Source organism: Streptomyces sp. NPDC058812 (assembly GCF_042744565.1).
GTDB classification, from domain to species: domain Bacteria; phylum Actinomycetota; class Actinomycetes; order Streptomycetales; family Streptomycetaceae; genus Streptomyces; species Streptomyces thinghirensis.
Map to the genome: position 1 here is coordinate 141840 of NZ_JBHYOB010000019.1, position 22403 is coordinate 164242.

Consider the following 22403-nt stretch of genomic DNA (forward strand, 5'->3'; position numbering starts at 1 on the left):
GTCCCCCCAGTCCATCCGCCCGCCCCGCATACCGGAGTGCCGCCTGATGCCCCTCCCCTACGTCCTCCTCTCCGCCGCCGTCTCCCTCGACGGCTACCTGGACGACACAGGCCCCGACCGGCTCCTGCTGTCTTCGCCGGCCGACTTCGACCGCGTCGACGAGGTGCGGGCCTCCGTCGACGCGATCCTCGTCGGCGCCGGCACGATCCGGGCCGACAACCCTCGGCTGCTGGTGAACTCCGCCGAGCGGCGGGCGGCCCGGGTCGCGGCCGGGAAGGCGGAGTACCCGCTCAAGGTGACGGTCAGCGCCACCGGCGAGCTGGACCCGGCGGCGCCGTTCTGGCACACGGGAGGCGAGAAGGTGCTCCTCACCACGGACGAGGGGGCCCGGCGGGCCCGCGCGCTGGAGATCGGCGCCGACGTCGTGCCGCTCGGTCCCGCACTCGACTGGCACGCGGGCCTGGAGTACCTGCACGACCGGCGGGGCGTACGGCGGCTCATGGTCGAGGGCGGGGGGACCGTCCACACCCAGTTGCTCCAGCAGGAACTCGCCGACGAACTCCAGCTCGTCCTCGCGCCGCTGTTCGTCGGGGACCCGGACGCACCCCGCCTCTTCGGGCCCGGCGCCTACCAGGGCGGGCGGCTGCGGCTGGTGGAGTCGCGGCGCATCGAGGACGTGGTGCTGACGCGGTACCTGCCCACCGCCCCCGGCACCGGCGACCGCGTCACCGCCGCCGACCGGCACTGGCTGGCGCTCGCCTGCGAGCTTGCCGAGCTGTGCCCGCCGTCCGGGACGGCGTTCAGCGTGGGGGCGGTCGTGGTCGCCGCCGACGGGAGCGAGCTGGCGCGGGGGCACTCACGGGAGGGCGGTGACGCCGTCGTGCACGCCGAGGAGGCGGCGCTCGCGAAGGCCGACCCCGCCGACCCGCGGCTCGCGAGCGCCACCGTGTACAGCAGCCTGGAGCCGTGCGCCCGCCGCGCCTCCCGGCCCGCGCCCTGCGCCTGGCTGATCCTCGACGCCGGGGTACGGCGCGTGGTCACGGCCTGGCGGGAGCCGGACACCTTCGTGCCGGGGGCGGACGGCAGCGGAGTGCTCGCCGCCGGGGGCGCCGCCGTCGTCGTACTGCCTGAGTACGAGGAGCGGGCGAAGGCGCCGAACCGCCACCTGGAGGAGCAGGGAGATACGGATGTGCATTCCACCCCCGGGATGACGTACAGTAGAGACACAACGGCGCGGGGTGGAGCAGCTCGGTAGCTCGCTGGGCTCATAACCCAGAGGTCGCAGGTTCAAATCCTGTCCCCGCTACTCAAGGCCGAAGGCCGGAATCCATGAGGATTCCGGCCTTCGGTGTGTTTGCGACGAATGCGCGAAACCCGGTCACCCGATCGGCCCTCACGGACTCGCCCACCGCCCCCGCTCCGGGAAACCTGGAGGACGGGACGGCAAGCGGCGCGGACGTGCGGGGTGGCGGGAGACGAGTGGTGCGGCCAGGTGACCTGGAGGACGAGGGAGCGTACGCCCGGGCCGGCGGTCGGCTCCCCGGCGATCCCGTGCCCGACCCCGGCCTCGGCGACGGACCGGAACGCGTGCCGCCGGCCGCAGGGCCGCCGCGGCGGACCTCGTACGGGCGGGCCTTCGTGCGCCTGCTCCCCGTGCTGCTGATCGTCGCCGCCGTCCTGTACGACATCTTCACCCCGAGATACTTCACCGCAGGCCCCCTCTACACGGCCGCGCCCCTGGTCGCCGCCCCGATCTACTCACGGCGCGGCACGGTGCTCACCGGTCTCGCCGTGGTCGCCGCCGTCATCGGGCTGCAGCTGAGCAAGGACGTCATCCACTACGTCGACTCCCTCACCGAGCTGATCACCATCGCGACGGTCGCCGTGCTCGCCGTCCTCGTGAACGGCTTCGTCCGCCGCACGGGCGAGCGCCTCGTCTCCGTCCGCGAGATCGCCGAGGCCGCCCAGCGCGCCGTGCTGCCCGAGCCCGCCGAGCGGATCGGCGGTTTCGAGATCGCCGCCTGCTACGAGGCCGCGCAGGCCGACGCCTTCATCGGCGGCGATCTGTACGCGGTGCAGGACAGTGCGCGCGGCATCCGGCTCATCGTCGGGGACGTGCGCGGCAAGGGCATGGGCGCGGTGGCCGCCGTCGCCGTCGTGATCGGCGCCTTCCGGGAGGCCGCCGAGCAGGAGGCGACGCTGGAGGCGGTGGCGCAGCGGCTGGAGCGGGCGCTGGCGCGCGAGGGCACCCGGCGCGACGGACTGGACGCCTTCGAAGGGTTCACCACCGCCGTACTCGCCGAACTCCCGCACGGCGACGGGATCGTCCGCATCGTCAACCGCGGCCATCCGCCGCCCCTGCTGCTGTACGCCGACGGCACCCTGCGCCCGCTGCCCGCCCGGGAGTCGGCGCTGCCGCTCGGCATGGGCGAGCTGGGTGTGTGGCCCGACCGCGCGGAGGAGGCCGACTTCCCCGGTGGGGCCACGCTGCTGCTGTACACCGACGGACTGTCGGAAGCGCGGGACGGGCGGGGCGAGTTCTACGAACCGCACGTGCGGCTGGCCGGCCGCGTGTTCCGGCATCCGACGGAGCTGCTCGACACCCTCGCCGAGGACGTACGCCGGCACTCCGGGGGCGGCATGGCCGACGACATGGCGCTGCTCGCCGTACGACGACCCTGATCGACCCTTGATCAACATCACCGGACGTGACGGACCGACCGCCCTGCGCATAACAACTGATACACCATCAGAAATTCGTGGTGGAGCAGGGAATACTGAAGGGCGGTCAACTCGCCCGGTTTTTGCCGTTCGTGAGGCGTACGTCCGGGCCGGATCCGTTAATGATCAAGAGGAACGGCTTGGAATCCGAGCCCCGCGTCTATTAACGTTCGATAACGCAGCGCGGTCGTCCCAGCCGTCACAGAAGGCGGCTCCGTGCGCACGCGCCGAATCCCGCAAGGGAACCGGGGAACCACCACATTGGGGTGAATCGGGCGTATGACGCCGTGCCAGACACGGCGGGTATACGCGCGTAGGAGACCTTCCTGCTCCGAACCCGTCAGCTAACCCGGTAGGCGAAAGGAAGGAAAGGAGTACGCCCACGTGGCGTCCAACCGGCCTGCCCCCGAGGCCCCGTTCGTGCCCAGCGGGCACGACACCGACACCTTCGGATACGACGGCTACCGCACCGAAGAGGGCCCCTGGGAGGAGTGGAATCCCACCGCGGACTCCATCCGCCCCGTACGCGGCCGGCACCGCGTCGCCAAGCAGCGCGGCGGACTCGCCCGCAGCTCCACCGTCCTCGGCGTCGGTGTCATAGCCGCGGTCGGCGCGGGCGGCATGGCCAGCGCGCAGACCGGCAAGCCGCCGGTGTCGATCTCCATGCCGGACCTGCCGAACGTCGGCTCGCTGATCTCCGACGAGGAGAAGCCGCAGCCGGAGGGTTCCGCCACCCCGCTCAGCGGCATCGGCACGGTCGCCGCCGAGACCTCTTCGGAGAGCGACCCCGACGCCGGTGAGACGCTGCGGGCCCGGATCATGGCGCAGGCCGAGCAGCAGCAGGCCCAGGTCGAGACCAAGGCCGCCGCCGAAGCCGCGGCCGCCGCCGAGAAGAAGGCCGCGGAAGCTGCCGCCAAGGCGGAGAAGGAGGCCGAGGCCAAGGCCGCCGCCGCCAAGAAGAAGGCGGAGGAGGAGGCCGCGAAGAAGGCCGAGGCCGAGCGGCTCGCGAAGCTGGCCAAGCAGTACACGCTGCCGACCTCCTCGTACACCATCTCCTCCAGCTTCGGCCAGGCCGGCGCCTACTGGTCCTCCGGCTACCACACCGGCCTCGACTTCGCCGCCCCCACGGGCACGCTGCTCAAGGCGGTGCACAGCGGCACGATCACGTCGGCCGGCTGGGACGGGTCGTACGGCTACAAGACCGTGCTCACCCTCGATGACGGCACCGAGATCTGGTACGCCCACCAGTCCTCCATCAGCGTCAGCGTCGGCCAGGAGGTCACCACCGGTGACGTCATCGGCCGCGTCGGCGCCACCGGCAACGTCACCGGCGCCCACCTCCACATGGAGGTCCACACCAGCGGAGGCGGCGGTATCGACCCGATGGCGTGGCTGCAGAGCAAGGGTCTGACTCCCTGAGCGGTCTGACCCCCTGAGCCATGCCGTTCCCGGCCCTCACCGCCTCTGGTCCCCGGCGGTCCTGATGGCGACCCCCCGACGTCAGGGCTGCCGGTTTGCGGGATTTTTGCCCCGCTTCCGGAATCGCCGGGTCCTGTGCGTTCGTTGACGCAGGACATGACTTCTCTGCGCAAGCTCGGCTCCTCCGACCTGGAGGTCTTCCCCCTCGCCCTCGGCGGCAACGTCTTCGGCTGGACCGCCGACCAGGACACCTCCTTCGCCGTCCTCGACGCCTACACGGCGGCCGGCGGCAACTTCCTCGACACCGCCGACTCCTACTCCGCCTGGGTCGACGGCAACAGCGGCGGCGAGTCCGAGACCGTCATCGGCAAGTGGCTCGCCTCCCGCGGCAACCGCGGTGACGTCGTCCTCGCCACCAAGGTCAGCCAGCACCCCGAGTACCCGGGACTGTCCGCCGCGAACATCAAGTCGGCGGCCGACGCCTCGCTGCGCCGCCTGGGCACCGACCACATCGACCTCTACTACACCCACTTCGACAAGCCCGAGGTGCCGGTGGAGGAGATCATCGGCGCGCTCGACGAGCTGGTGAAGGCGGGCAAGGTCCGGCACATCGCCGCCTCCAACATCTCCGCCGAGCGGCTCGCGGAGTCCCTGGCCTTCTCCGACCGTGAGGGCCTCGCCCGGTACGTGGCCCTCCAGCCCCACTACAACCTGGTCTCCCGCGACACGTACGAGGGCGAGCCGCGCGACCTCGCCGAGCGGGCCGGCCTGGCCGCCGTGCCGTACTACTCCCTGGCATCCGGCTTCCTCACCGGCAAGTACCGGCCCGGTGCGGCCGTCGACAGTCCGCGGGCGGGCGGGGCGGCGAAGCACCTGGAGACCGAGCGCGGCCGGCGGGTCCTCGCGGCCCTGGACGATATCGCCGAGGCCCACGACGCTCCCGTCGCCACGGTCGCCCTCGCCTGGCTGGCCGCGCAGCCGACGGTGGCCGCGCCGATCGCGTCCGCCCGCACGGTGGAGCAGCTGCCGGCGCTGCTGGGGGTGGCGGAGCTGAGCCTGACGGAGGGCGAGGTCGGCAGGCTGACGGAGGCGTCGGCCTGAGCCTCTCGGGCGGTCGGGGCGACCCTTAATGCCCTTACCGCCCTTACCGCCCTTACCGCGGTTACGGCCGGTAATGGCTGGGCGGGGAGTCGGCGGAGTACGGGGTGTGCGGGGTGTACGGGGCGTATGGGCTGTACGCGGCCGGTGCGGCGTACGGCGTCGGGGCCGTCGCCGGGTGGCCGGGCCCGTACGCCCCGTACGGATGCGCCCAGGGCCGCACCGCCACCGGCGCGGGCGGAGCCGTGGCCCGGGCCGCGTAGTCCAGTGCCGGACGCGCCACGTCGCGTCGCTGCCACAGGGCGTCCAGCAGTTCCCGCTCCTGTACGGCGAAGTCGGCGCCCGCCCTGCCCAGGCGCCCGCGCCGGCGCAGGAACGCCAGGGAGGTCGCGTACGCCTCGTACCGCGCCACCGCCCGCGCCGCCTCCTTCCCGGCGTGCCGGAGGGCGTGCCGACGGGCGATGCGGCGGGCCCGCATCGAGCCGAGCGCGTACGGCTCCGTCGGTGTCAGCCACCCGGCCATGACGTACACGGGGAGTTCGGCGCGTACGGCGCCCAGTTCGCGCTGCCGGGTCCAGATCACCAGCCAGGTCAGCAGGCCGAAGGACGGCACCATGAACGCCCCGTACACGGCGAGGAAGCCGTACTCGCCGAACGCCGCCGAGCCGTTCCACAGCGCGTGCACGCCCATCGCCAGCAGCAGGCCGGCCAGGGGGAGCAGGGCACGGCGCAGGCGGTGGCGGCCCGCGGAGAGCGCGGCGATACCGAAACCGATGCCGGTGAGCACGGTGAAGAGCGGGTGGGCGAACGGTGACATCACGATGCGGACGAAGAAGGTCGCCGCGGTGACGGAGGCGATGCCGCTGTCGCCGGTGAGCTGGTCGGTGCCGAAGGCGTTGCCCAGGTAGAGGATGTTCTCGGTGAAGGCGAAGCCGGTGGCGGTGACGCCCGCTATGACGACGCCGTCGACGATGCCGGTGAAGTGCCTCCTGCGGAAGAGGAAGACCAGGAGGACGGCGGCGGCCTTGGCGGACTCCTCGACCACCGGGGCTATGACCGTGGCGCCCAGGGTGTCCGCGCCGGCCGGGTCGGCGGTGGCCGTCGCTATCCATCTCGTCGCGAAACTGTTGGCGACGATCGCTATCAGCGCTGCCGCGCAGGCTCCCCAGGCGAAGCAGAACAGCAGGTTCCGCCAGGGTCCGGGCTCCACCCGGTCCAGCCAGCGGAACGCGGCTATGAGCAACGGCACGGGCAGGACCGCGAGGCCGAGCCCCACCAGGAACCCCCGCGTGCCGGTCTGTTCGCGCACCAGGGCCAGGATCACCAGGCCGGAGAGCGCGAGCAGGGTGATCAGCGCGCCGTAACGCACCCAGGCGCGCTGCCACCAGTGCGGATGCGTACGCGCGTGCGTGTGCGGACGCGTCGGATACGGGGGACAGGTGGCCACGGCAAGGACCCTAACCGGTGGGGGGCTGCTCCTTGTGCTGATCGCGGTGCGATACGGCGTGCGATACGGGGTGCTGTACGCGGCGGAAGAGCAAGTCGTTCACCACATGACCCTTGTCCAGTCCCTGGCCCTCGAAACGGGTCTGTGGCCGGTGGGCGGGACGCGGCGCGAAACCGCCGCCCCGCACGGTGTTCTCGAAGTCGGGGTGCGCGGTGAGGACGTCGAGCATCTGCTCGGCGTACGGCTCCCAGTCCGTGGCGCAGTGCACGACGGCTCCCGGCGCGAGGCGGGCCGCGGCCAGGGCCAGGAACTCCGGCTGGATCAGGCGGCGCTTGTGGTGCCGCTTCTTGGGCCAGGGGTCGGGGAAGTAGACGCGCAGTCCGGCGAGGGAGTCGGGGGCGAGCATCTCGCGCAGGAGGATGATCGCGTCGCCGTTGGCCACCCGGATGTTGGACAGGTCGTTCTGCTCCGCGAGACCCAGCAGGTTGCCCTGGCCGGGGGTGTGGACGTCCACGGCGAGGATGTTGGTGTCCGGGTCGGCGGCGGCCATCCGCGCGGTGGCCTCGCCCATGCCGAAGCCGATCTCCAGGACGACGGGACGGGCGTTCCCGAACAGTTCGGCGAGGTCGATGACCCGCTGTCCGTCGATGTCCAGCCCCCACAGGGGCCACAGCCGCTGCAGTGCGTCCGCCTGCCCGGCGGTCACCCTGCTGCGCCGGGGCTGGAAACTCCGGATCCGTCGCTCGAAGTGCGACCCGGCGGGATCGGCCTTCGGCCCGTCCGGGAAACGGGGCTCGCCCTTGGCACGGGTGTGCCGGAGGGAGTCACCGGCATGGGAGTCACCGGCGTGGGGGACACCGGCGCGGGAAGCGGCGGGCTCGGGGGCGGCCGGCTCCTCGGCGGCGGGCCGGCGAGCGTCGGAGGCGTTGCGGAAATCAGACACAGTGCCCTCAATTTTACGGGCGGCCGAGCATGGCCAGCGCCCTGCGCCCCACCTCCCGCCCGATCGGCAGCGCCGCCGTCGCCGCGGGCGACGGTGCGTTCAGGACGTGCACGGCGTGGGCGCCCTCGCGGATCATGAAGTCGTCCACCAGCGTGCCGTCCGCCAGGACCGCCTGCGCCCGCACTCCCGCGGGCGCCGCCACCAGGTCCGACTCCGTCACCCCGGGGAGCAGCCTGCGTACGGCCGTGGTGAACGCCGTCTTGGACAGCGACCGCCGAAGCTCGCCCGCCCCGTACCTCCAGTGCCGCCGGGCTATCCGCCACGAGCCCGGCCAGGCCAGCGTCGCGCCCAGCTCGCCGGGCCGCACCACGCCCCAGCCGTACCCCTCCCGGGCCAGCGCCGGTACCGCGTTGGGCCCGACGTGCACGCTTCCGTCGATGCCGCGGGTCAGATGCACCCCGAGGAACGGGAACGCCGGGTCCGACACCGGGTAGACCAGCCCTCGCACCAGCTCGGGCCGGGCCAGCTCGTAGTACTCACCCCGGAAGGGGACGATCCGCATGCCGGGGTCGTCACCCGTCGTCCGGGCGATCCCGTCGCAGTGCAGCCCGGCGCAGTTGACCAGGACCCGGGCGCGGATCACGTCCCCGGAGCGGGTGCGCACGGCGACTCCGAGGCCCGGGCGCCGGTCGATGTGCCGCACCTCGGCGCCGTAGCGGATCTCCGCGCCCGAGGCCCGGGCCAGCTGCCGGGCCACGGCGACGTAGTCGCAGACGCCGGTCGTGCCGACGTGTATGGCGGCGAGGCCGCGCACCTCGGGCTCGTACTCCGGGATCTGCGCCGCGCCCAGCTCGCGGACCGGTATGCCGTTCTCCCGGCCGCGCTGCACGAGTGCGTGCAGGCGGGGCAGCTCGGCGCGGTCGGTGGCGACGATCAGCTTGCCGGTGACGGCGTGGGCGATGCCGTACTCGGTGCAGAACTTGACCATCTCCGCCGCGCCCCGCACCGCGTAGCGGGCCTTCAGGGAGCCCGGGCGGTAGTAGACGCCGCTGTGGATGACGCCGCTGTTGCGGCCCGTCTGGTGCCGGGCCGGCCCCGGCTCCTTCTCCAGCACCGTCACACGGGTGCCCGGCGCGGCGCGTGTGATCGCGTACGCCGTCGACAGGCCGACGATTCCGCCGCCGATCACCAGCACGTCGCAGGCGTACGCGACGCCGTGCGCGATGCCCTGCGCGGTCGCGGTCCGCACTCGTTCCATCTTCCGGCCCACCTCCCGGCTTCGATAGTGCACTGCGCCACTGACAATGCCCTCAAACCCGGGAGGGGGCGGTGGGTCAGGTCAGGCCGGGGTCACCAGGAGGGGCCGGGCGCGCTCGCGCAGCTCGACCACACGCGGCTCGTCGCCGTACGGCTCCAGGCGGTGGAGGAGATCCTTCACGTACTCGGTGGTGCGGGCCGAGGAGATGCGGCCGGCGACTTCGACCGCCCGCACGCCCTGCTCGCAGGCCGCGTCCAGATTGCCCGACTCCAGCTCGGCCACCGCCGAGACGACGAGTCTCAGGCCGTGCGAGCGTACGAACTCCTCCGTCGGTTTCGACAGGGCCTGCTCGGTGAAGCGGCGGACCTGGCGTGGTGCCTTCAGGTCGCGGTAGCACTCGGCCGCGTCGGCGGCGAACCGGTCGTAGGAGTAGAAACCCAGCCACGTCGGGTCGCTGTCGCCGGGGCGGGCCCGCTCCAGCCAGCTCTCGGCGGCCTTCAGGGCCGCGCCGGCCGCCGGTGCGTCACCCGCGCGCGCGTGGGCGCGGGCCTCGACCAGGCGGAAGAAGCTCATGGTGCGGGCCGTGGCCAGGCCGCGGTTGCGTTCGAGGGCGGCCTGGGCGAGGTCCACGCCCTCGTCGCCGAAGCCGCGGTAGGTGGCCTGGAGGGACATGGAGGCGAGTACGTAGCCGCCGAGGGGGACGTCGGCCGCCGCGCGGGCCAGGCGCAGGGCCTGGATGTAGTAGCGCTGGGCAGCCTCCTGCTGGCCGGTGTCGAAGGCCATCCAGCCGGCCAGGCGGGTCAGCTCGGCCGAGGCGCCGAACAGGGCGCGGCCGACCTCGTCGGAGTAGGAGCCGAGGAGCAGCGGGGCCGCCTCGACGCGTAAGCACTCGGGCACCATCGACGAACGCCAGTCGCCGCCGCCGTACTTGGAGTCCCAGCGCCGGGCGTCCTCGGCGGCCTCCCGCAGCTTCTGCACATCACTGTGGCCGACTTTGAGCGGTGCGCCGGAGCCCTCGGCCGGGCTCGCGTCACGCGCCACCGAGCTGTCGGCCGGGGTTATCAGCCATCGCGAGGCGGGCGTCGCGTACGCGCTCACCGCGAACGAGCCGGCCAGCGACTGCCAGATGCCGCCGCCGGCCCGGCGGCCGGCGAGGTCGAGACGGTACAGCTCGGTGGCGGACCTGACCGCCTGGCCGACGTCCCGGGGGAAGGCGAGGCCCACTTCGGGGGCGGGGTCCGCGTCCGCCAGGCCGATCTCGTGGAGCGGCACCGGGCGGCCGAGCTTCTGGCCGATGGCGGCGGCGATGAGGTGCGGCGCCGCACCCTGCGGCACCATGCCCTTCGACACCCAGCGCGCCACCGACGTCTTGTCGTAGCGAAGAGTCAACCCGCGTTGGGCGCCGAGGTCGTTGACGCGCCGGGCGAGTCCTGCGTTGCTGATTCCCGCGAGGGCGAGAACGGCGCCGAGCTTTTCGTTCGGCCCGCGTTGCTCCCTGGACATGCGCCACCCCTCGACACAGACGGCTGCCGCGCTGGCATAACCACGCGGCATTCGTAAACCCAGCGTAGTTCGCCGGATCCCATGCGTTAAGAGGCATTGTTCCGGATGGCGGGATTGTGGTCCGTACTGAAGTGCGGTGTCCACACGGTCCGTTGCCACGTGCTCCCAGTGTGTGGCCGTGCGCCCGCCCGTGCGCTCTACTCCGGCCACGGGGGGGAGCGGTTCCATGAGCGGTGCGTGGGTCGGCCCGCTGTACTGGATCCAGTGGGCTGGGGGACGCCGCCGCCTACATCCCCGCGGGCGGCGGACCGGTCCGGGGGGCGTGCCTCGCCTCCCGGACCGCGCGCCACTGGTCGGTGCAGGCCGGTGCGCACAGCCTGTACGGAGCGTGTTCGAACGCGTTCGCGTGACGCCGATTTGGCTGAAAATTGACCCCGGCGTTTTCGGGGTACTACGGCCCTCACCATGGGAGTTGAGGGCGCGTGGGGGAGCCAAGGGGCGCGTTGCGGGGGCGCATTCGCGTCGTCTTCGCGCTCTCGGAGAGCCTCCGAGAGGAAGCGGAGAGGGAGTTGGCGTCCTCGCGTGGGTTTCCGCGGGGGCGCATTCATGGGAGCACATGCGGCTCCGCCGCTGCTCTGCGGCGCGCCCTTCATGGCAGCATGGGACCAGTTCGTACGGTGCACTGGTTGTCCCCAGCCTGTGGAGGCGTCGATGCGGTGGTTGGTGGGGTGGAGCAGCACCACCGTGGGAGCCGCGGGAATCGCCGGAGCGGGTGGCTCCGCGGGGGCCACCGGTTACGACGGCGAGACCGTGCAGCCCGTGGGCTCCCAGCTGTTGTGGGGCGACCCCGATCCCCTGTGGGCGGTCGGCGACTGGCGCCCCGACGAGGTGCGCGTCGTCACGGCCGATCCGCAGACCCGCATCGCCGTACTCGGCATCTGCGGCGCGACCGACGAGCAGCTGCGCGTCGGACTGTTCGCCGCGCGCGGCGGAGCCCTTCGGCATCTGACCGCGTGGCCCGGCAGCTACACGGCCGTCGTCCAGGTCGGCCGGCGGATCACCGTCTGCGGCGACCTCGCGGGCGCGCGACCGGTGTTCCACACCCCCTGGGCGGGCGGCACGGCCTACGCGACGGCCGCGCTGCCCCTGGCCGACCTCATCGAGGCCAACCTCGACTTCGGTCACCTCGCCGCGCTGCTCGCCGCGCCCGACGTACCGGCCGCGCTGGACGACTCCACCCCGTACGACGGCGTGAAACGCATTCCGCCGGGGCATGCGCTGATCCTGCGCGCCGGGGCGCGCGAGATCGCCGGGTACGAGCAGGTGGCCTCGCTCGCCGTGGCGGCGCCCACGGCCGATCCCGACCGGGCGGTGGACGGCGTGCGGGACGCGTTGGTCGAGGCCGTGCGCACGCGTCTCGCCGCGCCCCGGCACGTTCCCGGGGACGGCATCGACCCCGGGCCGGTGCCCGGCATGGGACCGGCGGAACGGCGCGCCGCGCGCGGGATGCCGGTTCCGGGGATCGGGGCCGACCTGTCCGGCGGACCGGCCTCGGGCACGCTGGCGCTGCTGGCCGCCGGGCTGCCGGGGATGCCGGGGACCGTGCTCGGGCACGGCACGGGCGCGGGGGAGCGGCTGCTTGCCGTCACCTTCAACGACCTCGCGGTCGGCGGACAGGAGGCCGAGCTGGAGCGGGCGGGCGCGCTGGCGGCCAACCCGAGGCTGCACCACGTGGTGGTCACCGGCGGCGAGGACGTCCTGCCGTACGCCGCGCTGGACGGGCCGCTGACGGACGAGCCGGGCTCCTGTCTCGTCGCGTCGGCACGGCACCGGGCGCGGCTGGCCGCGGGCAGTGCGGACCACTTCACGGGGTACGGGGCACGGCAGGTGCTGGACGCCCATCCGGCGCGGCTGGCCGACCTGCTGATGGACCGCAAGCGGCGCCATCTCGTGCGGCCGGTCGCCGCGCTGGCCAAGGCCGACGGTTCGGTGCTGGTCCCCGCGCGCGTGTACGCCGCGGCGCGGCGGCTGGCGCGGACCCCGTACCGCACCGGCCTGGAGGTGCTCGCCGAACGGCTGCTGCGCCGTCGCTTCGACACGCCGGGCGACGGTGCGATGGAGGCGTCGCTGGCCGTGCTGGCCTGGGCCGGGCCGGGGCCCGCGGCGCGGTGGCTGACCGGAGAGGCGCTGGCTGAAGTATCGGTTCGCCTGCAGACGTCCTCCCAGCGTTCCGGGGTGGGGCCGGGGCAGCGGCCGGGTGACTTCCGCGCGCGTGCGGCGCTGGCGCGGCAGGCCGCCGACGTGCGGGTACTGGAGCAGGCCGCCGAGATCCGCTTCCAGCGGCTGCACACGCCGTTCCTCGACAACCAGGTCGTCCGCGCCTGCCGAGCGCTGCCGGAGGCGCTGCGGGTGCAGCCGGGGGCGCGGGCGGCGATTCTGCGGACGGTGCTGGAGGGCTCGGGGGTGAGCGATCTGCCGAGCGGCTGGGGGGCGCCCACGCAGGGGCTGGCGGCTTCCGCCGCGCGGACGGGGCTGCGGGTCGCCGCGGACTCCCTGCTGGGCCTCTTCGACACGCCGCTGCTCGCGGAGGCGGGGCTCGTGGAGGCGCGGGTCGTGCGCAAGGCGGTGCGTGCGGCGGCCGCGGGCGAGACGCTGCCCCTGGACGGGCTGGCCGACCTCGTCTCCCTCGAACTGTGGCTCCGCCGCCTCCTCGCCCGCCGCGGCACCTGCTGGACCGGCACCCCGGCCCGCCAACGCGCGGTGCCGGCGGGCATCGCACCGCAGCGGGGGGCGCTGGGCGGGGCGGGGGCGGTTGTGCGGCGGGTCTGACGGGAGCGGGTTTGACGGAGGCGGGTTTGACGGGCGCGCGGGTGCCGGTGCGTGTGCTGGGCCGTCCGGCTTCCGCCACGGGCCCCCAGGCCTGCCCTACTCGCAGGTGAACCGCGACCGCGCCCAGTCCGCGAGCGCCACCGAGTCGAAGGGGCTGTGCGGCTCGACCACCAGCCGTACGGTCTCTCGCCCCGAGATGTCGACATGCACGGGCACCGCCGGGTCCCCGCCCTCGACCGGCCCGGAGCTCCACAGCCGGACGCCGTCGGCGTGCACCGAGAAGTGGACCTCGCCCAGCCTCATCGTCAGGTCGTCGACGCCGACCAGCGCGTCGTAGGACGAGCAGGAGCGGTTGAGGTCGATGGTGACGGAGGAGCGTCCGTGCACCGTGACGCCGTGCGCGTACCGTTCGCCGCCGATCGACAGGGCGGACCGTTGCCAGACCCAGCCGCTCCCGGCCAGCCGCATCTCGGGTCCGGTCCCGTCGCCGCCCACGTCGTACGCCAGCTCGCTCCACTGGTAGACGGTCGGGGCGGGCGGTGGTGTCGGGGTCGGGGCCGGCGGGGGAGTGGGGGTCGGCGTCGGGGTCGGTTTCGGGGTGGGGGAGGGCTTGGGCGAAGGGGGCGGCGTCGGCCTGGGGGTGGGCGTCGGGGACGGGGACGGGGACGGGGACGGCTCGGGTGCGGCCAGCGGTGGGCGTGGGCGCGGTGGCCGCGTAGAGGGCGTGGGCGTGTCCGGGGCCGGCTGGGCCACCGGTGAGGAGGCGGGCGGGGCGGCCTTCGGCGGCCGCTCCTCGGGGGTGTCGTTGCCGACCAGCGCGAAGACCAGCGCCGCCGCCGCGGCCACCGCCACCACACCGGCCGCGATGCCGGCCTTCACCGGCGCGCCCAGCCCCTCGGAGGCCGCCGCACCGCCCCCGGCACCCGCACCGCCGGCCGCGCCACCGCCCGTCGTGGCCGCCGCGCCGGCGGCACCCGCCGCACCCGTGCCGCCGGCGATGATCCCCGCCGCCTTGGCGTACCCGGCGGCGCCGAACCAGCCGATGACCGCGACCGGCACCACGGCGGGAATTCCGCTCGCGACCTCCTTGATCTGTCCGGCGGCCAGCCGGCACCTGGCGCACTCGTCCAAGTGCTTGCGCAGCCCCCGTTCGGCCCGGGTGCGCAGCCTGCCGCGCGCGTAGGTGCCGAGCTGGTCGGCGTAGCGGGCGCACTCCTCGTCGGTGGCGAGGGCATCGCTGACATGGGCCTGGAGGTAGGCCTGCTTCAGGCCCTCGCGGGCGCGGCTGGCCAGGACCCGGGTGCCGTTGGCGTCCAGCCCGAAGAGCACGGCCACCTCGCTCGGCGACTCGTCCTCGACCTCGGTGTGCCACAGCACGGCCTGCCACCGCTCCGGCAGGGAACGGAAGGCCCGCATGGCCATCGACTGCTCGGCCTCGTGCATGGCCCGGACGTCGGCGCCCAGTTCCAGGGTGTCGTCGTCCGGCACCTTGGTGGTGTGCGCGGCCTGCGCGGCGAACACCGCGAAGTCGTCGACCAGCTGCTCCCGCCCGGCCGACCGGGTCCAGCCGGCGGCGACGCGCCGGACCGCGGTGAGCAGGTAGGCGCGCACGGCGTGCTCCGGGCCCGAACCGCCGCGTACCGCCTGGAGCATGCGGGCGAAGACCTCGGCGGTGAGGTCGTCCGCGGTGTGGGCGTCGCGACAGCAGGTACGCGCGTACCGGCGCACCGCGTCCGCGTGGCGCCGGTACAGCTCCTCGTAGGCCGTGTCGTCGCCCGAGCGCATCCGCTCGATCAGCTCGGCGTCGGACAACGGCAGTTCGCGGAGCGGGGGCAGGACGCCGCCGTCGTGCAGGTCGTGCAGGTCGCGGGGCGGGGGCAGGACGCCGCCGTCATGCGACTCGCGGGGCGGGGGCAGGACGCTGTCCTCGTGCAGCTCACGCTGCGCCGGGACGCTCCCGTCCGCCGGGATGCCGCCTTCCGCCGACCCAACACCCTCCGCGGGGACGCGACCGTCCGCGGGGACGCGGCCGTCCGCGGGGACGCGGCCCTCCGCGGGGACGCCTCCCCGAGGAGCCTGACCCGGTCCGCCCTGGCCCGGCACCTGCGGCGGGTCGCCGGGTCCGGTGTCGCCGTCACCGAGTGACCCGTCCCGCCCGTCAACGCTCATCGCGGAAAGCCCCCGCCACCTGCCCAGCCTGTCCCGAACACCGGGTCAGCGTGCCATATTGGCTTTTGGTCAGGACCCCGCAGTGCGGACCATCACTCGTCCGTGGGGACTTGCCGCGACGCAGTAATAACGCTCAGCCGTTCGGGGAAGGAGAGCACCCCGTCCAGGCAGGCGTTGGGCGAGACACGTGGAAGGCCCGACCGGCCCACCCGCCCGCGCGCCCTCCCCTCACCCGCACGACGGCACGGCGGCGTCGGCTCACGCCGGTCGCGACCGCAGTCCCTCCAGCAGGATGTCCAGCAGCCGGGACGAGGCCGCCGCCTGCTGCGCCGCGTCCGGCAGCGAGGGCGCCGCCGTGGCTATCACCAGCAGCACGTCCGACACCGACACGTCCGGCCGCAGCTCACCCGCCGACCGCGCCCGCTCCACGAGCCGGCCCACGACCTCCAGCAGCGCCGCCGCACCGTCGTCGTCCTCACCGGTGCCCGACGCGCCGACGGGCGCGGTCCCCTCCGAGACCAGCCGCAGCTCGCCCGCGCCCGGCTGTATCCGCTGCTGCGGCACCCGCGGCTCTCCGGCCACGGCACCACCGGCACCGCCGTCACCGTCGTCCGACACCCCGACCCGCAGCACCCCCGGCGGCAGCAGCCGGCCGGCGCCCGAGGCCACCGACGTCCGAAGGAAGCGCGACAGCGCCGACCACGGCTCGTCCTCCTGCCCGAGCGCCGCCCGGGCCTGGTCGGTCAGCCGGGCCGTCTCCTCCTCGGCTATCCGCCGCACCAGGACGTCCTTGCTCGGGAAACGCCGGTACACCGTGCCGACACCGACCCGCGCGCGCCGTGCCACGTCCTCCATCGGCGCTCCGTACCCCAGCTCGCCGAACACCTCGCGCGCCGCGCGCAGCACGTGCTCCAGATTGCGCTGGGCGTCCACGCGCAGTGGCGCGGTCCGTGATTCCCCGCGTGCGCCGCCCGCCGCCGCACTCATCGCGCCACCGGGCGCGACAGCGGACGCGGACGACCAATGAGAGTCCTGAACATGCATGACAATCCCCCGGTAATGACGTCTCCCCCCGGAGACTCTCCCCGCCATCGAAAGCCGGAGTGCGCGGAACAGGCCCGGTTCGGCGGTCCGCCCGTCGCGGACCCCATGAGCACATCCCCCTACACACCGTGGGGAAGAACATAGTTGAGCGGGAGTCAATTCAGAAGGGGCACGTTCCGCACGGAGTACCCACCGATCGGAGTACGGATCGGATACGCCCCGAATGTGCCGCCTCCCACCCCCGCACCCACCCCCACTGACCTGCACGACCACCCCGCACCACGACGATCCGGCCCACCCCGCGCCGTCCCGATCTCCGATCACACAAATCGTCGAGCCTGTGGACAAACGCAAGCGCCGGGTGCGTCATGGGATGGTGAAGGAACGTGCGCGCATTCTCGTTGTCGGCGGCGGCTACGTCGGGATGTACACGGCCCTGCGTCTGCAGCGGAACCTGAGAGGCGAACTGCGGCGGGGCGAGGCCGAGATCACGGTCGTCACCCCGGACCCCTACATGACGTATCAGCCGTTCCTCCCCGAGGCGGCGGCCGGCTCGATCTCCCCCCGGCACGTCGTCGTGCCGCTGCGCCGCGTCCTCGACCAGTGCCACGTCGTCATCGGCGAGGCACGGTCCATCGACCACACGACGCGCACCGCCACCATCACCACCCTCGCCACCGGCGAGGAGAAGACGGGTGCCCGCCGGCTGACGTACGACGAACTCGTCCTCGCGCCCGGCTCGGTCTCCCGCACCCTCCCCGTCCCCGGCCTCGCCGACCACGGCGTCGGCTTCAAGACCGTCGAAGAGGCCATCGGCCTGCGCAACCACGTCCTCGAGCAGATGGACATCGCCTCCTCCACCCGCGACCCCGCCATCCGCGACGCCGCCCTCACCTTCGTCTTCGTCGGCGGCGGCTACGCGGGCGTGGAAGCCCTCGGCGAGCTGGAGGACATGGCCCGTTACGCCGCGCGGTACTACCACAACGTCACGCCGGACGACATGAAGTGGATCCTCGTCGAGGCGTCGGGCCGCATCCTGCCCGAGGTCGGCGAGGACCTGGGCCGCTACACCGTCACCGAACTGCGCCGCCGCAACATCGACGTACGCCTGGACACCCGCCTGGAGTCCTGCGCGGACCGCGTCGCCGTCCTCAGCGACGGCGCCCGCTTCCCCACCCGTACGGTCGTCTGGACGGCCGGCGTCAAACCCCACCCGATCCTCGCCGCCACCGACCTCCCCCTCAACGACCGCGGCCGGCTCACCTGCACCCCCCACCTGTCCGTCGACGGCGCCACACACGCGTGGGCCGCGGGCGACGCCGCCGCCGTCCCCGACGTCACCGCCGCGGAACCCGGCCGGGAATGCGCCCCCAACGCCCAGCACGCCGTCCGCCAGGCCAGGGTCCTCGGCGACAACATCGCGCACGCCCTGCGCGGCGAGCCCCTCGACACATACGCGCACAAGTACGCCGGCTCCGTCGCCTCCCTCGGCTTCCACAAGGGCGTCGCGCACATCTACGGCCGCAAGCTGAAGGGCTACCCCGCGTGGTTCATGCACCGCGCCTACCACCTCAGCCGGGTCCCCACCGTCAACCGCAAGGCGCGCGTGCTGGCCGAATGGGCCCTCGCCGGACTGTTCAAGAGGGAGATCGTCTCCCTGGGTTCACTCGAACATCCGCGAGCGGAGTTCGAACTCGCGGCCGGTGGAAAGCCTTCTCAAGAACCTCCGCGCAACCCGAAGGGGTCGTCCTGACCGGAGTCAGGAACTCCCCCGGCCGGCCCGGCGTCTGACGGATGTCGGCCCGGCCGGCACCTACCCTGCCAGACTGGTCCACCACCGCGGGCGCGCCACCGCTCGCTCCCGCGCGGCCCCCGGGCCCCGGCCGGCCCCCGGCCCGTCCCGGTCCCCGGCCGCCGACAACTACACGAGGCAAGGATTCGTGAACTTCACGCGCTGGAGCGCCCGACTCCCCGGAACGCAGCGCCGCGCCGCAGCGCGGACCGACACGACGGTCTCCCCGGACCGGCGGAGCGACGGCTCCGTACCCGCCGCCCGCGCCGAACAGCTGACAGACGAGGCCCCGCCCGCACCCGCCGTCGACGACCTCCCCGTGCGCGACGTCCTCGACCGCGTCCCGGCCCTCGTCGCCCTCGTCCACGGCCCCGACCACCGCCTCGCCTACGTCAACGACGCCTACGTCACGGCCTTCGGCACCCGCCATCCGGGCGAACGGGCCCGCGAGGCCCTCCCCGAACTGGACGAGCTCGGCCTCTTCCCGCTCCTGGACCAGGTCCAGCGCAGCGGCAGACCGCGCACCCTCAAATCCCGCAAGGCCCCCGACGGCCGCTCCTACACCTTCACCTGCACCCCGGTCACCGAGGGCGACAGCGGCGGCGGCCGCGCCGTACTCGTCTTCGCGACCGACGTCACCGACCACGCCGAGGCCGCCGTCCGCCTCCGCGCGAGCGAACGCCGCCAGCGCGAGACCGCCGTCACCCTCCAGCGCTCCCTGCTCCCGCAGGAACTGGAGGAACCCGACGACCTGCGCGTCGCCGCCACCTACCACCCCGGCGGCACCGAGGCCGCGGTTGGCGGCGACTGGTACGACGTGATCACCCTCGGCGGCGGCCGCACCGCCCTGGTCATCGGCGACGTCATGGGCAGAGGCGTCCGCGCGGCAGCGGTCATGGGCCAGCTCCGTACGGCGGTCAGGGCCTACGCCCGCCTCGACCTGCCCCCGCACGAGGTGCTCCAGCTCCTCGACGGCCTCGCCACCGAGATCGACGCCAACCAGATCGCCACCTGCGTCTACGCTATCCACGACCCGAACGAGGGCCGGCTGGTCTACGCGTCCGCCGGGCACCTGCCCATCCTGGTCCGCGACGAGAACGGCACCGTCCAGCGCGCCGACGAACCCACCGGCCCCCCGCTCGGCACCGGCGGCTGGATGCACTCCTCCGGTTCGATCGCCCTGACCCCCGGTTCCACGGCCGTCCTCTACACCGACGGCCTGGTGGAACGCCGCAACGAAGACCTCGACGAGGGCATCGCCGCCCTGGAGCGCGCCCTGTCCGGCGCGACCGGCTCGCCCCAGGTGATCTGCGACCGCCTGGTCCGCTCGGCGGGCGTCACCCCGGACCACGACGACGACGTCGCCGTCCTGGTCCTCCAGCACCCCGCCCGCAAGGGCGCGCAGGCCGAGCTCTTCCGCAACGCCGCCCTGGAACTGCTCGGCGGCGTGGAAGCGGCCCCACGCGCGCGTGCCTTCGCCTCCGGTGTCCTGACCAGTTGGCGCTTCCCCACCGACCTGCACGACCTGGGCGTCCTGGCCACCAGCGAACTGGTCGCCAACTCCCTCCAGCACGGCACGCCCCCCATGCGGCTGCGCCTGCGCCGTACCGACCGCCGCCTCATCATCGAGGTGACCGACGGCGACGACCACCTGCCCAGACGCCGCAGAGCCGAGCCCGGGGACGAGTCCGGTCGGGGCATCGCCATCGTCGCGACGATCGCCGCCAACTGGGGCTCCAGGCGCACACCCGGGGGCGGCAAGGCGGTCTGGTGCGAGTTCGTCCTGCCGAAGCCGTGAACAGGGACCGGGACGGGGCAGTGACGGTGGCGAACCCGTCACCGCCCCGCTCGCTCACGCCTCCGCGGCCGCCACCGCGTCGGCCGGTGCCCCACCCTGCGTGACCACCCGGCTCCTGGCGAGCGACGGCTGGTTCTGTACGTCCGTGAGCTGCCGGCCCAGCCGCACCGCCAGCACCGTGATGCCCAGCGAGAACAGCAGGAACGCCACGATGTACGGCGCGTGCAGCGAGGCCCCGAGCGGCCCGCCCACCGCCGGCCCGATCGCCAGCGCGAGCTGCTTCACCAGGGCGAAGGCGGAGTTGTACTGCCCGGCGAGCCCGGCCGGCGCCAGATCCGCCACCAGCGGCGCCACCGTCGGCGACAGCAGCGCCTCACCCAGACCGAACAGCGCGTACGTCGAGATGAAGGCGGCCGTCGCCATCGCCTGGCTGCCGTGCCCGAGCCCGGCGTAGCCGGCCACGGCCCACGCCACGGCCCAGATCAGACCCACGGCGGCGATCACGCGGGACCGCTTCCGCCGCTCCACGAACTTCAGCACCGCGAACTGCGCGATGACGATCACCAGGGTGTTCGCCGCCAACGCGGTGCCCAGCGTGGAGGTGGAGATCCCCGCCGCCTCGACGCCGTACGCGCTCAGCCCCGACTCGAACTGCCCGTAGCAGGCGAAGAACAGCACGAAGCCCAGCACGCACAGCTGCACCATGGCCCGGTTGCCGAGCAGCTGCTTCCAGCTGCCCCCGGCGGACTGCCCCGGCGCCTCCTCCATACGCGGCGCGCGCGGTGTGCGCACCGTCGCCATGACCGCGACCAGCACCAGGAACATCGCCGCCTCGATCGCGAACAGCAGCGTGAAGGACGCGGCGCTCGACGTGTCGACGAGATGCCCACCGATGAGCCCGCCCACGCCGAGCCCCAGGTTCTGCAGGAAGAACTGCGTCGCGAACGCCCGCGACCGCGTCTCGGACGGCGAACAGTCGACGATCATCGTGGCGAGCGCCGGCTGCATCACGGCCTGCCCCGCACCCAGCGCGGCGGCGGACAACAGCACGGTCGCCGCCGAGGCCGACAGCCCCAGGCTCAGCGCACCGAGCGCGGCGGTGACCAGGGCGGTGAGCAGTACCGGCAGCGGGCCCCGCCGGACGATGGCCCGCCCGGCGAACGGCAGCACGATCAACGCGGCCACGGCGAAGACGGCGAGCACGAGACCCGCCGTCACAGAACCGAGTCCCCGTACCTGCGCCACATAGACGTACAGGTAGGGGACGGTGAAGCCGAGCCCGAACGCGCTGAGTGCGTTGCCCACATGGATCCGGCGCATCGCTGCGCCCATTGCCCTGGTCACGTTCACCCTCTCTGGGTCGCTGCTCCATCCGTTAGGAGTGAAGACTTAGAAGCTAAAGTTCGAAGCTAAAGAGTACACAGAGAAGGACTTCAAGGCAAAGGAGTCGCATGCCATACTGCGGCCATGGGCGACACCTCCGGCGCCGGCGAGCCGACACTCGAAGAGCAGATCGCCGCCTACCAGCGTGAGTTCCAGGACCTCGACCCGCAGGTCGAGAAGATCGTCTCGGCGCTCTCCCGCCTCAACCGCCGTATGAACGTCGCGTACGGCCGGCAGACCGCCGAGCTAGGCATCAGCAACACCGACTGGGAGGTGCTGAAGGCGCTCGTCCTCTCTGGCGCCCCCTACCGGTTGGGCCCCGGCGACCTCGCCAAGCGGCTCGGCCTGACACCGGCCGCGATGACCCATCGCATCGACCGCATGGTGGGGGAGGGGCTCGTCACCCGGGACCGCGACGAGTCCAACCGGGTCCGTGTCATCGTCGAGCTGACGGCGGAGGGGCGCGAGAAGTGGCTGGAGGCCATGCGCCTCGCCTCGGTCTTCGAGGAGGACCTGCTCCAGGACCTCTCCGCGGACGACCGGACCGCACTGGGCGAGGTCCTCACCCGCCTCCTGCGCAGGGTGGAGCACGCCCAGCCGGACGCGGGCGGCCGGCTCAGCGACCTCGATTAAAGATCTTGACAGACTTCCTTGACAGCCTCCTACGGGATCCGTAGGGTTCTTCGGGTTGCCACGGGGCCGTAACGGTTCTGCGGTAGCACCTCCCGCCGCACCAGCGGCAACCAAACCACCAGCACGACCTCCCAGTGGGAATGGCTTCGGCGTGTCCGAATTCAATTCCGATTGGGGCCCGACGGCCCGATCGACCTCGATTGGGAATCGCCGAGAAGGTCCGCTAAGGTTTGAGACGTCGGAACGGCCCAACAGCCGCGAAGACAACCCCCTCTGACGGGGAATCAGAGCCCGAAAGGATCTGATAGAGTCGGAGCCGCCGGAAAGGGAAACGCGAAAGCGGGAACCTGGAAAGCACCGAGGAAA

General features: G+C 73.1%; 14 protein-coding genes, 1 tRNA gene, 1 pseudogene and 1 riboswitch. Of the genes and pseudogenes, 9 read left to right on the top strand and 7 right to left on the bottom strand.

Annotated features, from left to right (window positions below; all coding sequences use genetic code 11):
* Positions 1–46 precede the first annotated feature (46 nt).
* From ACFW48_RS31025 to ACFW48_RS31045, 5 genes and pseudogenes are all read left to right on the top strand, one after another.
* Positions 47–1168: pseudogene (locus ACFW48_RS31025) on the top strand (dihydrofolate reductase family protein); the annotation flags it as partial.
* A 64-nt stretch (positions 1169–1232) separates the two neighbouring features.
* Positions 1233–1306, top strand: a tRNA-Met gene (locus ACFW48_RS31030).
* Positions 1307–1482: 176 nt separating this feature from the next.
* Positions 1483–2682, top strand: coding sequence for a PP2C family protein-serine/threonine phosphatase (locus ACFW48_RS31035; RefSeq protein WP_386320427.1), 1200 nt, complete (start codon positions 1483–1485; stop codon positions 2680–2682).
* A gap of 254 nt (positions 2683–2936) precedes the next feature.
* Positions 2937–3094: riboswitch (cyclic di-AMP (ydaO/yuaA leader) on the top strand.
* Between the two features lie 11 nt (positions 3095–3105).
* Positions 3106–4140: a M23 family metallopeptidase gene (locus ACFW48_RS31040; protein ID WP_386320430.1), complete on the top strand. Its 1035-nt coding sequence runs from the start codon at positions 3106–3108 to the stop codon at positions 4138–4140.
* 156 nt (positions 4141–4296) lie between these two features.
* Positions 4297–5241, top strand: coding sequence for an aldo/keto reductase (locus ACFW48_RS31045; RefSeq protein ID WP_386320433.1), 945 nt, complete (start codon positions 4297–4299; stop codon positions 5239–5241).
* A 61-nt stretch (positions 5242–5302) separates the two neighbouring features.
* On the opposite strand, the gene ACFW48_RS31050 is transcribed toward ACFW48_RS31045, so the two are convergent.
* The 4 genes from ACFW48_RS31050 to ACFW48_RS31065 form a co-directional block, all read right to left on the bottom strand.
* Complete coding sequence (locus ACFW48_RS31050; protein ID WP_386320436.1) at positions 5303–6685, bottom strand: PrsW family intramembrane metalloprotease; 1383 nt, start codon at positions 6683–6685, stop codon at positions 5303–5305.
* A gap of 10 nt (positions 6686–6695) precedes the next feature.
* Entirely contained in the window at positions 6696–7628 is a 933-nt protein-coding gene (gene trmB / locus ACFW48_RS31055) for a tRNA (guanosine(46)-N7)-methyltransferase TrmB (protein WP_386320438.1), read from the bottom strand.
* Between the two features lie 13 nt (positions 7629–7641).
* Entirely contained in the window at positions 7642–8886 is a 1245-nt protein-coding gene (lhgO, locus tag ACFW48_RS31060) for an L-2-hydroxyglutarate oxidase (protein ID WP_386320440.1), read from the bottom strand.
* Positions 8887–8967: 81 nt separating this feature from the next.
* Positions 8968–10389, bottom strand: coding sequence for an MFS transporter (locus ACFW48_RS31065; protein ID WP_386320442.1), 1422 nt, complete (start codon positions 10387–10389; stop codon positions 8968–8970).
* Between the two features lie 711 nt (positions 10390–11100).
* Between ACFW48_RS31065 and ACFW48_RS31070 the strand changes: the two genes are divergently transcribed.
* On the top strand, positions 11101–13218 hold the full coding sequence (locus ACFW48_RS31070; RefSeq protein ID WP_386320445.1) for an asparagine synthase-related protein: 2118 nt from the start codon (positions 11101–11103) through the stop codon (positions 13216–13218).
* 96 nt (positions 13219–13314) lie between these two features.
* Here ACFW48_RS31070 and ACFW48_RS31075 read toward each other — a convergent pair whose 3' ends face one another.
* Entirely contained in the window at positions 13315–15387 is a 2073-nt protein-coding gene (locus ACFW48_RS31075) for a sigma-70 family RNA polymerase sigma factor (RefSeq protein WP_386320447.1), read from the bottom strand.
* A gap of 258 nt (positions 15388–15645) precedes the next feature.
* Entirely contained in the window at positions 15646–16431 is a 786-nt protein-coding gene (locus ACFW48_RS31080; RefSeq protein WP_386320450.1) for a TetR/AcrR family transcriptional regulator, read from the bottom strand.
* Between the two features lie 373 nt (positions 16432–16804).
* Here ACFW48_RS31080 and ACFW48_RS31085 point away from each other — a divergent pair, with 373 nt between their 5' ends.
* Together ACFW48_RS31085 and ACFW48_RS31090 are read left to right on the top strand one after the other, a co-directional pair.
* Positions 16805–18184, top strand: coding sequence for an NAD(P)/FAD-dependent oxidoreductase (locus ACFW48_RS31085; protein ID WP_386320452.1), 1380 nt, complete (start codon positions 16805–16807; stop codon positions 18182–18184).
* A gap of 187 nt (positions 18185–18371) precedes the next feature.
* Positions 18372–20021, top strand: a complete 1650-nt coding sequence (locus ACFW48_RS31090) for a SpoIIE family protein phosphatase (RefSeq protein WP_386320454.1) — start codon at positions 18372–18374, stop codon at positions 20019–20021.
* Positions 20022–20075: 54 nt separating this feature from the next.
* Here ACFW48_RS31090 and ACFW48_RS31095 read toward each other — a convergent pair whose 3' ends face one another.
* Positions 20076–21353 (bottom strand): MDR family MFS transporter, encoded by a 1278-nt coding sequence (locus ACFW48_RS31095; RefSeq protein WP_386320467.1) that lies wholly within the window; start codon positions 21351–21353, stop codon positions 20076–20078.
* A 135-nt stretch (positions 21354–21488) separates the two neighbouring features.
* On the opposite strand from ACFW48_RS31095, the gene ACFW48_RS31100 reads away from it, so the two are divergent.
* Positions 21489–22037: a MarR family winged helix-turn-helix transcriptional regulator gene (locus tag ACFW48_RS31100; protein WP_386320456.1), complete on the top strand. Its 549-nt coding sequence runs from the start codon at positions 21489–21491 to the stop codon at positions 22035–22037.
* The last annotated feature ends 366 nt before the right edge of the window (positions 22038–22403 follow it).

Excerpts from the sequence above, each read along its gene's own strand:
- ACFW48_RS31080 (WP_386320450.1), bottom strand. The coding sequence starts at position 16,431 with ATGCATGTTCAGGACTCTCATTGGTCGTCCGCGTCCGCTGTCGCGCCC.
- ACFW48_RS31065 (WP_386320442.1), bottom strand. The coding sequence starts at position 10,389 with ATGTCCAGGGAGCAACGCGGGCCGAACGAAAAGCTCGGCGCCGTTCTC.
- lhgO (WP_386320440.1), bottom strand. The coding sequence starts at position 8,886 with ATGGAACGAGTGCGGACCGCGACCGCGCAGGGCATCGCGCACGGCGTC.
- ACFW48_RS31045 (WP_386320433.1), top strand. The coding sequence starts at position 4,297 with ATGACTTCTCTGCGCAAGCTCGGCTCCTCCGACCTGGAGGTCTTCCCC.
- ACFW48_RS31085 (WP_386320452.1), top strand. The coding sequence starts at position 16,805 with ATGGTGAAGGAACGTGCGCGCATTCTCGTTGTCGGCGGCGGCTACGTC.
- ACFW48_RS31100 (WP_386320456.1), top strand. The coding sequence starts at position 21,489 with ATGGGCGACACCTCCGGCGCCGGCGAGCCGACACTCGAAGAGCAGATC.
- ACFW48_RS31070 (WP_386320445.1), top strand. The coding sequence starts at position 11,101 with ATGCGGTGGTTGGTGGGGTGGAGCAGCACCACCGTGGGAGCCGCGGGA.
- ACFW48_RS31075 (WP_386320447.1), bottom strand. The coding sequence starts at position 15,387 with ATGAGCGTTGACGGGCGGGACGGGTCACTCGGTGACGGCGACACCGGA.
- ACFW48_RS31095 (WP_386320467.1), bottom strand. The coding sequence starts at position 21,353 with ATGGGCGCAGCGATGCGCCGGATCCATGTGGGCAACGCACTCAGCGCG.